The sequence below is a fragment of the Pseudomonas plecoglossicida NBRC 103162 = DSM 15088 genome (assembly GCF_000730665.1).
Taxonomy (GTDB): Bacteria; Pseudomonadota; Gammaproteobacteria; order Pseudomonadales; family Pseudomonadaceae; genus Aquipseudomonas; species Aquipseudomonas plecoglossicida.
Genome location: NZ_BBIV01000031.1, coordinates 39,022 through 52,226, shown reverse-complemented (window position 1 = coordinate 52,226; position 13,205 = coordinate 39,022). Strand labels below are relative to the sequence as shown.

Here is a 13,205-nt window from a genome sequence, read left to right as displayed (position 1 = left end):
CCCGTGCGTTTCGCCAAAGCTTGAGTACAATCGTCAGTTTTTCCGGGCCCTCCTGAGCCGACGCTGGAACTCCCCAATGCTGACCGGTAGCTACTCCTTTTCGCTGGTGTTGATTTCGCTGTGCGTGGCCATCCTGGCGTCCTATACCGCCCTTGATCTGACCGGTCGCATCGCCACCGCCAAGGGAAGGGCGGTCTACCTGTGGATGGCCGGTGGCGCCTTGGCGATGGGCATCGGCGTCTGGTCGATGCATTTCATCGGCATGCTTGCCTTCAGCCTGCCCATCGACCTGGGCTACGACATCGGCCTGACCGTGCTGTCGTTGCTGATCGCCGTGTTGTCGTCGGGCTTTGCCCTGTGGCTGGTGAGCCAACCGAGCCTGCCAATGCTGCATCTGGCACTGGGTGCCCTGATCATGGGCGCGGGCATCAGTTGCATGCATTACACCGGCATGGCGGCTTTGCGCATGCTGCCGGGCATCGACTATGACCCGACGCTGTTCGGCGCGTCCCTGGCGATTGCCGTGGGCGCCTCGGCGGCGGCGCTGTGGATCGCCTTCCGCCTGCGTCAGAATACCCCTTACGTGCGTCAGGTCCGCGGCTTGGCGGCCATGCTGATGGGGGTCGCCATCGTCGGCATGCACTACACGGGCATGGCGGCGGCCAATTTCCCGCAAGGCAGTTTCTGCGGCGCCGTGGCCGATGGCTTGCAGGGCGATGGCCTGGTCTACCTGGTGCTGATCACCACCCTGGCGGTGCTCGCGGTGGCGTTGCTGACCTCGGTGCTGGACGCCCGCCTGGAGGCGCGCACCGCGGAGCTGGCCCGTTCGCTGACCCGGGCCAACCAGGAGCTGACACAACTGGCCCTGCATGACACCCTGACCGGTCTGCCCAACCGGACCCTGCTGTCGGACCGCATCGAACAGGCCATCGGCAAGGTAGCGGAGCAGGGCGGCTGTTTTGCCCTGATGTTCATCGACCTGGATGGCTTCAAACCGGTCAACGACGCCTTCGGTCACCATGTCGGCGACTTGTTGCTCAAGGCGGTGGCCGCTCGTTTGCGCGGGCACCTGCACAGCCAGGACACCCTGGCGCGCATCGGCGGTGACGAATTCGTGCTGCTGGTGGAGCTGCAGGAACCGGAAGATGCGATGGACGTGGCGGTCAAGCAGGTCAACCTGGTCTCACGGCCTTACCGCGTGGCCGAGCATGATCTGCAGCTCACCGCCAGCCTGGGGATCGTGCTGTACCCTGGCAATGGCCAGGACCAGCTCGAACTGCTGCGCAACGCCGACGCCGCCATGTATCACGCCAAGAGCGCCGGCAAGAACGGCTACAGCTTCTTCGACGTGTCGATGAACAGCAATGCCCGCCAGCAGCTGCAACTGCTGCAGGACTTGCGCATGGCCCTGGAGCAGCGCCAGTTCCGCCTGCACTACCAGCCCAAGTTCGATGCCCAGGCTTGCCAGCCGATCGGCGCCGAAGCCCTGCTGCGCTGGGAGCATCCGCAGCACGGGCTGCTGCTGCCGGACCGATTCATCACCCTGGCGGAGAAGACTGGGCTGATCATCCCCATCGGCGAATGGGTGCTCGATGAAGCCTGCCGGCAGATGCGCCAATGGCTTGAGCAGGGCCATGAGGACTGGCGCATGGCCGTCAACCTTTCAGCCTTGCAGTTCTGCCATGCCGGCCTGGTCGACAGTGTCGCCCGGGCACTGCGCGACAACGGCCTGCCGGCCAACCGGCTGACCCTGGAGATCACCGAAACCACCGCCATGCACGATGCCGATGCCAGCCTGACCGTGCTCCAGCGCTTGTCCGACATGGGCGTGGACCTGTCGATCGATGACTTTGGCACCGGTTATTCCAGCCTGATGTACCTCAAGCGTCTGCCCGCCAACGAACTGAAGATCGACCGCGGCTTCGTGCGCGACCTGGAGCAGGACAGCGATGATGCCGCGATCGTCTCGGCGATCGTTGCGCTGGGGCAGGCGTTGGGGCTGCGAATCGTGGCCGAAGGGGTCGAGACCGATGGTCAGCAGGACTTCCTGACCCGCCTGGGGTGTGATTCGCTGCAGGGCTATCTGCTGGGGCAGCCGGTGCCGGCGGAGCAGTTCATGAACAAATTGCAGGCGTTACGCCAGGGTAACCAGGCGCTGGCTTAACTGGCGTCGCGCAAGCGCTGAGCCGGCAGGAAGGCGTCCATCTCGGCCTCCACGGCTTCGATGATGCGCTCGACATCCGCAGCGGCCATGATCGTGCTGCAAGGGATGCCGGCGATGGCCAGCAGGGTTTCGCCGGTGGCCCGGTCGAAGAGGCGGGCAATCATGCTGCGCGGTGCATCCATGCTGGCTTCGAAACCCAGTGGGTGGAAATGCCAGCGCATCACCTGGCAGGCGTTGGGGAACGTCATCTTGTTCATGCCAGCCTCCTTGTCCGTACCTGGAAGCGGTGAGCGATTGGCGACGCCGGTGGCCGCCGGGAACCTAACCATAGCACCTGGCACGCTGACACCAAGCAGAAAATACGTCCAGTTCACCAATGCATGATGCCTGTCACACCCCGCTGATGAACGCCGTCTGGCGGCAAATGGCCAGGCAAACGTTTTCCGTGGATGCAGCTGCAATGACTGCCGGCCGGTTCTGCTATTTTTACGACATTCGGCGCACGGCATTTTCGGACAAGCGGTGCGAGCTGGGCAGACAGGGAGACAGTCATGCGCTTTTCCACGCTCACCCAACGCATCGCCGGCGATGCCGCCGCAGCATGGGATATTCACTACCAGGCCCAGGCCTTGCGCCGTGAAGGGAGGGAAATCTTCCTGCTGTCGGTGGGCGACCCCGACTTCGACACGCCACCCGCCATCGTCGATGCTGCGGTCAGCAGCTTGCGCCGGGGCGACACCCATTACAGCGATGTGCGCGGCAGCCTGGCGCTGCGCCAGGCCATCGCCCGTCGCAGCGGCGTGCAGGTCAGTGCCGACCAGGTGATGGTGCTCGCCGGCGCACAGTGCGCGCTTTACGCCGTTTGCCAATGCCTGTTCGATGCGGGCGACGAAGTCATCGTCGCCGAACCGATGTATGTCACCTACCACAGTGTACTCGGCGCCTGCGCGGCCCGGCCGGTGCCGGTGGCGGTCAGCCCGGAGCAAGGGTTTCGGCTCGATCCGCTGGCGGTGGCGCGGGCGATCACGCCACGCACCCGCGCCCTGCTGCTCAATACGCCGCACAACCCGACTGGCACCGCGATTTCGCCAAAGGACATGGCGCAGCTGGCGCAACTGTGCCGGGAACATGACCTCTGGCTGGTGTGCGACCAGGTCTACAGCGGCCTGCTGTACGAAGGTGCAGCGCTCGACCCCGCCAGCCTGCCGGGCATGGCCGAGCGCTGCGTGATCATCGACAGTGTGTCCAAATCCCATGCCATGAGCGGCTGGCGGGTAGGCTGGGTGGTGGCGTCACCTGCGCTGGTCGAGCACCTGTCCAACTTGGCCATGGCCATGCTGTTCGGCTTGCCGGAGTTCATCATGCAGGCCGCCTGCGTCGCGCTGGAGCAGGATTTGCCCGCCGTCCGGGGCATGCGCGACGCCTACCGGCAGCGGCGCGACCGGGTCTGTGCGGCCCTTGCCGACTGCCCCGGCGTGCGTGCCCATCGCCCGGCCGGTGGCATGTTCGTGATGCTCGACATTCGCGCCACGGGTCTTAGCGCCCAGGCATTCGCCCAGCGGCTGTTGATGGAGGAGGGGGTATCGCTGCTGCCTGGCGATGCCTTCGGGCCCAGCGCGGCCGGCCACGTACGCATGGGGCTGGTGCTCGACGCCGAGCAGTTGCAGGTGGTCTGCGAGCGCATTCGCGCCTGTGCAAGGCGCCTGCTAGCCGAGCAGCCCGGCGGCGATATTGATGGTGAAACCGAGAATTGCCGTGTTGAACACGAAACCTACCAGTGAATGGGCCAGTACCACCCGGCGCATGCCGCGACCGCCTACACCGATGTCCGAGGTTTGCACGGCGACATTGATGGTGAACGAGAAGTAGTGGAAGTCCCAGTAATCCGGGTTGCGTTCGCCGTCGGCGAAGCGCAGCGCCGGTTCGTGGCGGTCGCCGCTGTAGAACAGCCGCGCATAGTGCAGGCTGAAAATGCAGCCGATCAGCAACCAGGAGCCGGCAATGGTCAAGCCGGTGTACAGGTAGTGCAGGGCCAGGTCGCTGCCATGCAGGCCAGGGCTGGACGCCAGTTGCAGGGTCACGGCGGCGAGGCTGGCGATGGCTGCGATACAGACGGTGAACAGCACCAGCCCAGCGTTTTCGTCTTCCACGCGGGCGACGGTGCGGACCTTTTCCGGGTTGGCTCGCCAGGTCAGCCACAGCACCAGTAGCAGGTAGAGCCAGACGCCGAGGTTCCAGCCGGCAAGGATGCGCTGCACGCTATCGTTGGCCGGGATCAACCACGCACCGAGGACGCCGACCAGCGCGGCAAGGCTCAGGCGGGGGTGGGTGCGGGTCAGTCGGTGCAGTGCCATGGGGCCTCGGCGACAGGGAGTCATGGCTACCACGATAGCCTATGGGATAACATTTCCCCTCATGTGCGTGCCAGAGCCCTCTGATTTTCAAGGAAATGGCATGACCGCTTCACGCCTGGGGCCGCTTGCTTCGTGCCAGGCATCGCTACAGGATTCACGTTTTGTCCGACCTTTCGCAAAATCCCCTGCTGCAGTACCTGGCCCGCCTGGCGCCCTCCAGCCAGCAGACCATGCGCTACATCCTGCAGGACGCCGCAGACCGGCTTGGTTTCGTCGATTGCAACCTGGCCGAGGTGCCCTGGCACCGGCTCGAGCCTGGCCATGTGATCGGCCTGGTGGCGGCGCTGCGCACCGATGGCTATGCGCCCAACAGCTCGTCGCTGTATGTCAATGCCGTGCGCGGGGTCATGAACGAAGCCTGGCGCCAGGGCCTGATCGACCATGAGCAGCTGCTGCGCATCCGCGAGGTCAAACCGGCCACCGGCAGTCGCCTGCCACCGGGGCGCAACCTTCGGCGCAGCCTGATTCGCGAGCTGATGGAGCTGTGTGCTGCCGACCCTCGCCCGCAGGGCGTACGCGATGCAGCGATCATCGCGTTGCTGTACGGCACTGGCATGCGCAAGTCGGAGTCGGTGGACATCGACCTCGACCAGGTCGATTTCGCCGCGCGCAGCCTGCAGGTGGTGGGCAAGGGCAATCGGCAACTGATCAAGTATGCGCCGGCCTGGGCGTTCGAGAAGCTGCAGGCCTGGCTAGACCTGCGACGTGAGGCGCTGCCCGACGGAGCGCAGGACGACCCGTTCCTGTTCAACCGGATCCGCCGCGGCAACCACATCACCCGGGCGCGCATCACCAAGCATGCGATCTATTACATCGCCCGCCAGCGCGGGGCCCAGGTGGGGGTGAAGATCATGCCCCATGATTTTCGCCGGGCCTTCATCACCCGGGTGATCGAAGAGCATGACCTGTCGATCGCACAGAAGCTGGCGCACCACGCCAACATCCAGACCACAGCCAGTTATGATCGCCGCGATGACAACGAGCGGCGGCGTGCGGTGGATCGGTTCGACTACTGATCGGTGCGAATCAGTGGATGCTCGAAGCCAGTTCGAAGATCGGCATGTACATCAGGATCACGATCAGGCCGATCAGCAGGCCGATGAAGGTCATCAGCAGCGGTTCGAACAGCTTGACGAACCACTCGACCCAGCGCCCGATTTCCTGGTCATGAAAGTCCGCGCAGCGCTCGAGCATTTCCCCGAGGTTGCCGGACTGCTCCCCAGCCCGCAGCAGGCGCAGCGAGACGGGGGTCACCAACTGCCCGGCCTCCAGCGCATCCGACAGCGGCAGGCCTTCGCCCACACGGCCCGTGGCCTGTTCCAGGCCCTGTGCCGCGGCGCTGCCCAACAGCCCGCGGGCCATGCCCATGGCAGTCAGGATGGGAATGCCGCCTTGCAGCAGAATGCCCAGCGATCGATAGAAGCGTGCCAGTTCGTACATCAGCAGCCGCGAGTGCAAGGCGGGCAGGCGTCGCAGCTGACGTGAACCCCAGCGCCGTACCAGCGGGTTGCGGCGCAGCAGCACCAGCACGCCGATGCCGCCCGCTGTTGCCAGTGCCAGGGGCAATTGCTGGGCGTGCAGGAACAAGCCGATCTGCATCAGCACCCGCGACAACCAGGGCAGTTCGCTGCCCATGCCTTCGAATACCAGGCTGAAGCGCGGCACCACATAGCCGAGCAGAAACAGCACCACGCCACCGCCGACCAGCAGCAGCAACAGCGGGTAGACCGAGGCCCCCACCAGCTTCTGTCGAACCAGATCGAGGCGCTGGCGATAGCCGATATAGCGGTGCAGGGCATCGCCAAGGGCGCCGGTGCGTTCACTCGATTGCACCAGGGCCACATACAAGGGCGGGAACACCCGGGGTTGCTGGGCCAGCGCCTGGGACAACGAACGCCCTTCGTAGAGCTGGCGGACCAAGGCCTCCATGACCTTGCGTGCCGAGCCGGTCGGGGCTTTCTCGGCCAGGCTCTCCAGTGCATCGATCAACGGCAGGCCGGCATTGAGCAACGTGGTCAGTTCCTGGCTGAACAACACCAGGTCAAACGCGGCGTCGCGGTGCCAGGGCAGGCTGCTCAGGGCGCTGCCACGGCCGCGCACGCTGACCACCCGCAGACCTTGGTCCTCGGCCCGTCGGCGGGCCTGTTCGGCATCGTCGGCATCGATCTGCAGTTGCACCACGCCCTGTCTGCCCAGGGCCTTGAGGCTGTAGCGCATGGTCGTGCTCCTCACTGCCAGCTGGTGATTTCAGCGTTTTCGCCATCGCCGCCGGGCTGCCCATCCTTGCCCATCGACAACAGGTCGTATTCCCCACCGTTCTCGCCGGGCTGGCGGTAGATGTAGGGACGGCCCCACGGATCCTGCGGCACGGCCTTCTGCAGGTACGGGCCCGACCAGCGCGACTCGCCGCTGGGGGCGGCGACCAGTGCCTGCAGCCCCTGCTCACTGTTGGGGTAATGGCCGACCTCCAGGCGATACAGGTCCAGGGCCTTGCCCAGGCCCTCGATCTGCGCCCGGGCCACCTTGGCTTCCGAACGGCCCAGCTGGCTGAAGTACTTGGGCGCGACGATGCCGGCCAACAGGCCGAGCACCACCAGCACCACCAGCAGTTCGAGCAAGGTGAAGCCACGTTGGCGATTGGGTTTGTGCTGCATGGTGAAGCCCTCCTGCATGGGGACATGCCTTTCCAGGGTTTTGCCGCTCCATGCAACTGTCGTGCACGTCTGCCTCGGGGCCTTGCGCCATGCGCCACGGCAAGCGGCACAGTGCTTGCGTCGTAGCAGAAAAGCCCGGTTTTTCCGGGGCATTTCCCCCACATCGGGGGCACGGCGGGGAGGCGACCGACATGCGTGGACTGATCCTGGGAGTGCTTTGGCTGGCGGCAGGTGTCGCCCAGGCCGATGTGTACATCTCCATCGATGCCAAGGGCGGCTATGTGCTGAGCAACGTCCATCGACCGGGACGCCACTATGAGCGGGTGATCAGCGAATCCATCGCCCAGGCCGGCCCGGCCAATGCCCAGCTGATTACCGGGCGGCCCTATGCCGAGGTGGTAGCGGCCGCGGCGCGCACGCACGATGTGCCACAAGCATTGCTGCATGCGCTGATCAAGGCAGAGTCCGGCTACAACCCCAAGGCCCGCTCGGCGGCCGGTGCGGTCGGCCTGATGCAGTTGATGCCGGATACCGCACGGGAAATGGGGGTGGAAAACGCACTCGATCCCGAGGACAACGTGCAGGGCGGTGCGCGCTATCTCAAGCGCATGCTGACCCTGTTCGACAACGACATCACCCTGGCCGTGGCCGCCTACAATGCCGGCCCCGATGCCGTGATGCGCCGCGGCGCGGTGCCGCCGTTCGCCGAGACCCGGCGCTACGTACCCAATGTGCTGCGCGAGTATCGCAAGCTGCAGGGCCTGGCCGCCGACGCGCCGCTCTGACCCTACAGCGGCTCCTGACGAAAGTTCCCCGACTCTGGGCTATAACCTTTGAAAGAGGTGCCCGGCAATGGAGCCCGCCATGGATATCGCCCCCCGTTGCGAAACGCCCGAAGTCTCCAGCAACATCGAGGCCGTCGTCCCGCGCAAGCCCTTCAACCTGCTGCGCTGGTACGCTTGGGTCAGCCTGGCAATCATCCTTTCGGTGGCGGCGGGTCTGGGGTTGATCTCCAGCCGGTTCATCATCAATGAAAGCGTCGAGCGCGATGCCTTGCTGACGGCCCAGTTCATTACCTCCATCGCCGACGCCGAAGTACGCCATGTGTCGATCCCCAATGTACGCACCATGGGCGAGCTGCTCGACCCACGTACCGATCGCGCGTCCTTGCCCGACGTCGACCCTGAGGCGCGGCGCAAGGCCAGGGGCGAGTTCCTCGACCATATCGCCCATCTGCCGGACATGTTGCTGGCCAATATCTATGCCCCGGACGGCACGGTTATCTGGTCGAGCAACCCGGCCCTGATCGGCAAGCTCATCGAGGGTGACGACGACCTGGACCGGGCGTTCGAGTACAAGATGCGGGTCTCGGCGAGTTACCACGACATCGAGCAGGCGCGTGCCGAGCAGAAGTTCGTGACCCCGCCCGAGCAGTTGTTCATCGAGAACTACATCCCGTTGTTCGATGCCGATGGCGAGCGGGTCACGGCGATGGTGGAAATCTACAAGGAGCCCCACGACCTGATCGTGCGCATAGAGCATGGGCTGATACTCATCTGGCTGGCCATCACCGTCGGCGCCGGGCTGGTCTACGTCGGCCTGTACGGGCTCATGCGCCGGGCCGCGCGGGTCATGGATGTACAGCAGAAGCGCCTGATCAACAACGAGACCTATGTGGCCCTCGGCGAAGTGTCTTCCGCGGTGGCCCACAGCCTGCGCAACCCGCTGGCGAGCATCCGCTCCAGTGCGGAGCTGGCCCAGGCGTTCGACGAGGGGCCGGTGCAGCGCAATGTCAACGACATCATCAGCCAGGTCGACCGCATGTCGCAGTGGATCCGTCAGTTGTTGCAGTCGTTGCGGCCACTCAATGACGACCCCGTACCGGTGGACCTGTCGCACGCCCTGCAGGAAAGCCTGCGGACTTTTGCCGTGCCGCTGGTGCGCTACGGCGTGACGCTGGATGTGCAAGCGTTGCCGGCAGTGACGGTGCTGAGTCAGCCGGCACTGCTCGGGCAGATCTTCAACAGCTTGATCGCCAATGCCCTGGAAGCGATGGAGCAGGGTGGTCGCTTGCGTGTGGAGGTGGTGAAGCAGGACCGGCGCAGCTTGACCTTGCGTCTGTCCGACACGGGCAAAGGCATGAACGAACAGCAGCAACGCATGGCGTTCAGGCCGTTCTTCAGCACCAAGCAAGGTGGGTTGGGCGTGGGGTTGGTATTGGTCAGGCGCATCATGGAACGCTATGGCGGCTCAGTCAGGCTGAGCAGCAGTGAAGGCCACGGCACACGGGTTTCACTCAATTTTCGGCTGGCAGCTACATGACACAGCAGTTGAAGAAAACAACGTAATCCTATGTTTATTAATGAATTAGTAAAAATTGGGTAGAAATACCCCAATAGTGGGGAACTCGATTGAAACTAAAGACATAACGCGTTCATAACTTATTGAAAAATAAGCATTGAAGGTCGCCAGGCGGTAATGGCTGGCTTTTTGCTACGAAATACGCGCGATAACTGGCAGCTGCGGCCGCCTTGGTGAATGCCATCAAATTGCTACCTCGCGTAGCAAGGCGTCGATAGCGTTCTGAACGGAATCCCTGCGCGGGAACACAGCAATGCAGCAGACGCTGGAAAACGAAGTTCCCGACAAGGCCGGAGCCCCCCCTGGCGGCATCACTGCACCGCTCAAGCAGTTCAACCTGCTGCGCTGGTTTTCCCTGATCAGCCTGCTCATCATCGCGTCGGTGGCCGGGGGCCTTGGCTATGTGTCCACGCGCTTCGTGGTGCGCGACAGCGTCGAGCGCGATGCCATGCTCACGGCGCAGTTCATCCAGGCCATGGCCCAGGCCGAAGTACGTCACTCGCAGTTGCCACCGGGTACCACCATGGGCGAGCTGCTCGACCCGCGCCTGGACCAGCAGCACCTGCAGTTCACCCCTGAGCTGGCGCAGTCGACCCGTGTCGAGTTCCTCGACCATGTCGAGCACCTGCCGGACTCCTTGCTGGCCAATGTCTATGCCCGCGACCGTACCATCGTCTGGTCGACCAATCCGGCGCTGGTGGGCAAGCGTATCGGTGCCGACGGTGACCTGGACCGCGCCTTCCGCTCGCGCAAGTCGGTTTCGGCCAGCTATCACAAAGCCGAAGATGATCGCGAGGAGCAGAAGTTCCTGCGTGATCCGGATTACCTGTTCATCGAGAACTACATCCCGCTGTTCGACAGCCAGGGCGAGCAGGTGCTGGCCATGGTCGAGATCTACAAGGAGCCCCAGGACCTTGTTCGGCGCATTCAGCGGGGCTACGTGGTGATCTGGGCCTCGACCCTGGTAGGGGGGGCATTGATCTACTTCGGCCTGTTCTGGATCGTGCGCCGCGCGGCGCAGATGCTCAGCCAGCAGCAAGAGCGCCTGGTGGCCAGCGAAACCTACGTGGCCCTGGGCGAGATGTCTTCGGCAGTGGCCCACAGCCTGCGCAATCCCTTGGCCAATATCCGTTCGAGCGCCGAGCTTGCCCAGGAGATCGCCAACCCGCAGGCGCAGAAAAGCATCAATGACATCATCGGCCAGGTCGACCGCATGTCACGCTGGGTCCGCGAACTGCTGGTGTCGCTGCGCCCGACCAGCGACCAGGCCGAGGCGGTGGACCTGGTGGCTGCGATCGAGGACACCCATCAGGCCTTCGCCCAGCAGATCGCACGCAACGGCGTGCGCTTCAGTTTCGAGGGCCCGCAGTCACAGTGGGTCGCCAGCCAGCCCCTGCAGCTGACGCAGATTCTCAACAGCCTGTTCGCCAATGCCCTGGAAGCCATGCCCAAGGGCGGCGAACTGGGCGCCCAGGTCAGCGTGCAGGAGGGGCAGCGCGTCCAGCTGCTGCTCAGCGACACGGGCAAGGGCATGTCCGAGCAGCAGGAACGGATGGTGTTCAAGCCGTTCTTCACTACCAAACAGGGCGGCCTCGGTGTTGGCCTGGCCCTGGTCAAGCGGATCATGGAACGGTTTGGCGGCTCGGTGAGCCTGAGCAGCCGTGAAGAGGAAGGAACCCGCGTCAGCCTCACTTTCAATATCGCAGCGGGAGGGGACCATGGAGCAGAGCATCCTGGTAGTCGAGGATGATGAAATCCTCGGCGAGAACATTCGCACCTACCTGAGCCTCAAGGGTTATGAGGTAACACTGTGCGACAGCGCAGAGCTTGCGCTCGAGCACATCAAGCGGGCCCAGCCCGATGCGGTACTGACCGACAACTCGCTGCCCGGCATGAGCGGGCATGACCTGTTGCGCACGCTGGTGGGCCAGGCGCCGGACCTCAAGGTGATCATGATGACCGGCTACGGCAATGTCGAAGATGCCGTGCAGGCCATGAAGGAAGGCGCCTTCCACTACCTGACCAAGCCGGTGGTGCTGGCCGAGCTCAAGCTGACCCTCGAGAAGGCCCTGGCCGCCGAGCGGATGGAGCGGACCCTGTCGTTCTACCAGGAGCGGGAGGCGCAGAAATCCGGTCTGCAGGCGCTGATCGGTGAATCGCCAGTCATGCACACCCTCAAGCACACGCTGCACCAGGTGCTCGACGCTGAGCGGCGCATGGCCAGTGACGACCTGCCTCCGGTGCTGATCGAAGGCGAAACCGGTACCGGCAAGGAGCTGGTCGCCCGTGCCTTGCACTTCGACGGTTCGCGCAGCAAGGGGCCGTTCATCGAGTTCAATTGCGCCTCGATCCCCGCCAATCTGCTCGAGGCCGAGCTGTTCGGCCATGAAAAGGGCGCGTTCACCGACGCCAAGGAGCGGCGCGTGGGGCTGGTCGAGGCGGCTGATGGCGGCACGCTGTTCCTCGACGAGATCGGCGAGATGGACCTGGTGCTCCAGGCCAAGCTGCTCAAGTTGCTGGAAGACCGCAGCATCCGCCGCATTGGTGCGGTCAAGGAGCGCAAGGTCGACTTGCGTGTGATCAGCGCCACCAACTGCAACCTGGAACAGATGGTGCAGCAGGGCAAATTCCGCCGCGACCTGTTCTTCCGCTTGCGCATCATCGCCCTGAAGGTGCCTCGGCTGCATGCTCGTGGGCAGGATGTATTGCTGCTGGCGCGGCATTTTCTGACCCACCACGGTCGCCGCTATGGCAAACCGAACCTGCGCTTCAGTGCCGAGGCCGAGAGCCTGATGCTGAGCTACAGCTGGCCGGGCAACGTGCGCGAGTTGCGCAACATGCTGGAGCAGACCGTTCTGCTGGCGCCGAGCGAGCTGGTCCAGGCGCACCAGCTGAACCTGTGCATGACGCTGGTCGACGAGCCGATGGCCATGCCGGCGCCGATGCTTTATGAAGTGCCGCGTCATGAGCCGGAGCCGGGCACCAGCTTGCCGGACATGGAGCGTGACCTGGTGTGCAAGACCCTGGACCGCACCGACTGGAATGTCACCAAGTCGGCGCGGATGCTGGGGTTGTCGCGGGACATGCTGCGTTATCGGATCGAGAAACTGGGGCTTACCCGGCCCGACAAGCGGCAGTGGTGAGCGGGGGCGCCCTGCGCCCCGATCGCCGGCAAGCCGGCTCCCAAAGGTTGACTCTGTGGGAGCCGGCTTGCCGGCGATTGGGCTGCAAAGCAGCCCCTTGGCTCAATTACCGCTGACTACCCTCGCTACTCCCTTGCCCACCCGTACCCTCCGACCCACTGCCATCCATGCCCGGCAGGTCGCGGTTGTCATTTTGCTTGGCCGGCGGGCTTTCCGGATCGTTGCCCTGAATGCGCGGGTCGGTGTCGCGCGGCATCGGCTTCTCGATCGGGTTGAGTGTGCTGTCGACACCCGGCTGTGGCGCCGGGTTATGCGGGTCGTCCGGATAGGTCGGGCCAGTGCCGACCGCCAGGGCCAGCGGAGCGGCGAGCAGGGCGGCCAGCAGCAGGGTCGATCGAATCATGGTGTGGCTCCTTGGCGTTGGTAAGGCACTTACCTCAGTTGGTCCATGCCGGTAACGCCAAGGTGC

12 protein-coding genes are annotated in these 13,205 nt (G+C 64.3%); 7 read left to right on the top strand and 5 right to left on the bottom strand.

The window, feature by feature from the left end:
* Positions 1-76: 76 nt before the first annotated feature.
* Positions 77-2,164, top strand: a complete 2,088-nt coding sequence (locus PPL01S_RS17490) for a putative bifunctional diguanylate cyclase/phosphodiesterase (RefSeq protein ID WP_028625974.1) — start codon at positions 77-79, stop codon at positions 2,162-2,164.
* On the opposite strand, the gene PPL01S_RS17485 is transcribed toward PPL01S_RS17490, so the two are convergent.
* Entirely contained in the window at positions 2,161-2,421 is a 261-nt protein-coding gene (locus PPL01S_RS17485) for a DUF1652 domain-containing protein (RefSeq protein ID WP_016392572.1), read from the bottom strand. The genes PPL01S_RS17490 and PPL01S_RS17485 overlap by 4 nt on opposite strands.
* Before the next feature lie 294 nt (positions 2,422-2,715).
* Between PPL01S_RS17485 and PPL01S_RS17480 the strand changes: the two genes are divergently transcribed.
* Complete coding sequence (locus tag PPL01S_RS17480) at positions 2,716-3,945, top strand: pyridoxal phosphate-dependent aminotransferase (RefSeq protein WP_016392573.1); 1,230 nt, start codon at positions 2,716-2,718, stop codon at positions 3,943-3,945.
* On the opposite strand, the gene PPL01S_RS17475 is transcribed toward PPL01S_RS17480, so the two are convergent.
* Positions 3,871-4,518, bottom strand: coding sequence for a DUF1345 domain-containing protein (locus tag PPL01S_RS17475; RefSeq protein WP_016392574.1), 648 nt, complete (start codon positions 4,516-4,518; stop codon positions 3,871-3,873). The genes PPL01S_RS17480 and PPL01S_RS17475 overlap by 75 nt on opposite strands.
* A gap of 161 nt (positions 4,519-4,679) precedes the next feature.
* Between PPL01S_RS17475 and PPL01S_RS17470 the strand changes: the two genes are divergently transcribed.
* Positions 4,680-5,594 (top strand): site-specific integrase, encoded by a 915-nt coding sequence (locus tag PPL01S_RS17470; RefSeq protein ID WP_016392575.1) that lies wholly within the window; start codon positions 4,680-4,682, stop codon positions 5,592-5,594.
* Positions 5,595-5,604: 10 nt separating this feature from the next.
* On the opposite strand, the gene PPL01S_RS17465 is transcribed toward PPL01S_RS17470, so the two are convergent.
* Entirely contained in the window at positions 5,605-6,795 is a 1,191-nt protein-coding gene (locus PPL01S_RS17465; RefSeq protein WP_016392576.1) for a type II secretion system F family protein, read from the bottom strand.
* An 11-nt stretch (positions 6,796-6,806) separates the two neighbouring features.
* Positions 6,807-7,232, bottom strand: coding sequence for a type II secretion system major pseudopilin GspG (gene gspG / locus PPL01S_RS17460; protein WP_016392577.1), 426 nt, complete (start codon positions 7,230-7,232; stop codon positions 6,807-6,809).
* Between the two features lie 191 nt (positions 7,233-7,423).
* Between gspG and PPL01S_RS17455 the strand changes: the two genes are divergently transcribed.
* The 4 genes from PPL01S_RS17455 to PPL01S_RS17440 all read left to right on the top strand — a co-directional run bounded on the left by PPL01S_RS17455 (position 7,424) and on the right by PPL01S_RS17440 (position 12,736).
* The gene (locus tag PPL01S_RS17455) at positions 7,424-8,017 is read left to right on the top strand and encodes a lytic transglycosylase domain-containing protein (protein ID WP_016392578.1); all 594 of its coding nucleotides are present in this window, start codon (positions 7,424-7,426) and stop codon (positions 8,015-8,017) included.
* A gap of 79 nt (positions 8,018-8,096) precedes the next feature.
* The gene (locus tag PPL01S_RS17450) at positions 8,097-9,554 is read left to right on the top strand and encodes a sensor histidine kinase (protein WP_016392579.1); all 1,458 of its coding nucleotides are present in this window, start codon (positions 8,097-8,099) and stop codon (positions 9,552-9,554) included.
* A gap of 292 nt (positions 9,555-9,846) precedes the next feature.
* The gene (locus tag PPL01S_RS17445; RefSeq protein ID WP_016392580.1) at positions 9,847-11,343 is read left to right on the top strand and encodes a sensor histidine kinase; all 1,497 of its coding nucleotides are present in this window, start codon (positions 9,847-9,849) and stop codon (positions 11,341-11,343) included.
* Positions 11,312-12,736: a sigma-54-dependent transcriptional regulator gene (locus PPL01S_RS17440; RefSeq protein ID WP_028625973.1), complete on the top strand. Its 1,425-nt coding sequence runs from the start codon at positions 11,312-11,314 to the stop codon at positions 12,734-12,736. Before PPL01S_RS17445 ends, PPL01S_RS17440 begins: the two co-directional genes overlap by 32 nt.
* A 106-nt stretch (positions 12,737-12,842) precedes the next feature.
* Here PPL01S_RS17440 and PPL01S_RS17435 read toward each other — a convergent pair whose 3' ends face one another.
* On the bottom strand, positions 12,843-13,139 hold the full coding sequence (locus PPL01S_RS17435) for a hypothetical protein (RefSeq protein ID WP_016392582.1): 297 nt from the start codon (positions 13,137-13,139) through the stop codon (positions 12,843-12,845).
* Between the last annotated feature and the right edge of the window lie 66 nt (positions 13,140-13,205).

Coding starts and splice junctions, on each gene's coding strand:
- PPL01S_RS17490 (WP_028625974.1), top strand. CDS start 77: ATGCTGACCGGTAGCTACTCCTTTTCGCTGGTGTTGATTTCGCTGTGC.
- PPL01S_RS17485 (WP_016392572.1), bottom strand. CDS start 2,421: ATGAACAAGATGACGTTCCCCAACGCCTGCCAGGTGATGCGCTGGCAT.
- PPL01S_RS17480 (WP_016392573.1), top strand. CDS start 2,716: ATGCGCTTTTCCACGCTCACCCAACGCATCGCCGGCGATGCCGCCGCA.
- PPL01S_RS17475 (WP_016392574.1), bottom strand. CDS start 4,518: ATGGCACTGCACCGACTGACCCGCACCCACCCCCGCCTGAGCCTTGCC.
- PPL01S_RS17465 (WP_016392576.1), bottom strand. CDS start 6,795: ATGCGCTACAGCCTCAAGGCCCTGGGCAGACAGGGCGTGGTGCAACTG.
- gspG (WP_016392577.1), bottom strand. CDS start 7,232: ATGCAGCACAAACCCAATCGCCAACGTGGCTTCACCTTGCTCGAACTG.
- PPL01S_RS17455 (WP_016392578.1), top strand. CDS start 7,424: ATGCGTGGACTGATCCTGGGAGTGCTTTGGCTGGCGGCAGGTGTCGCC.
- PPL01S_RS17450 (WP_016392579.1), top strand. CDS start 8,097: ATGGATATCGCCCCCCGTTGCGAAACGCCCGAAGTCTCCAGCAACATC.
- PPL01S_RS17445 (WP_016392580.1), top strand. CDS start 9,847: ATGCAGCAGACGCTGGAAAACGAAGTTCCCGACAAGGCCGGAGCCCCC.
- PPL01S_RS17440 (WP_028625973.1), top strand. CDS start 11,312: ATGGAGCAGAGCATCCTGGTAGTCGAGGATGATGAAATCCTCGGCGAG.
- PPL01S_RS17435 (WP_016392582.1), bottom strand. CDS start 13,139: ATGATTCGATCGACCCTGCTGCTGGCCGCCCTGCTCGCCGCTCCGCTG.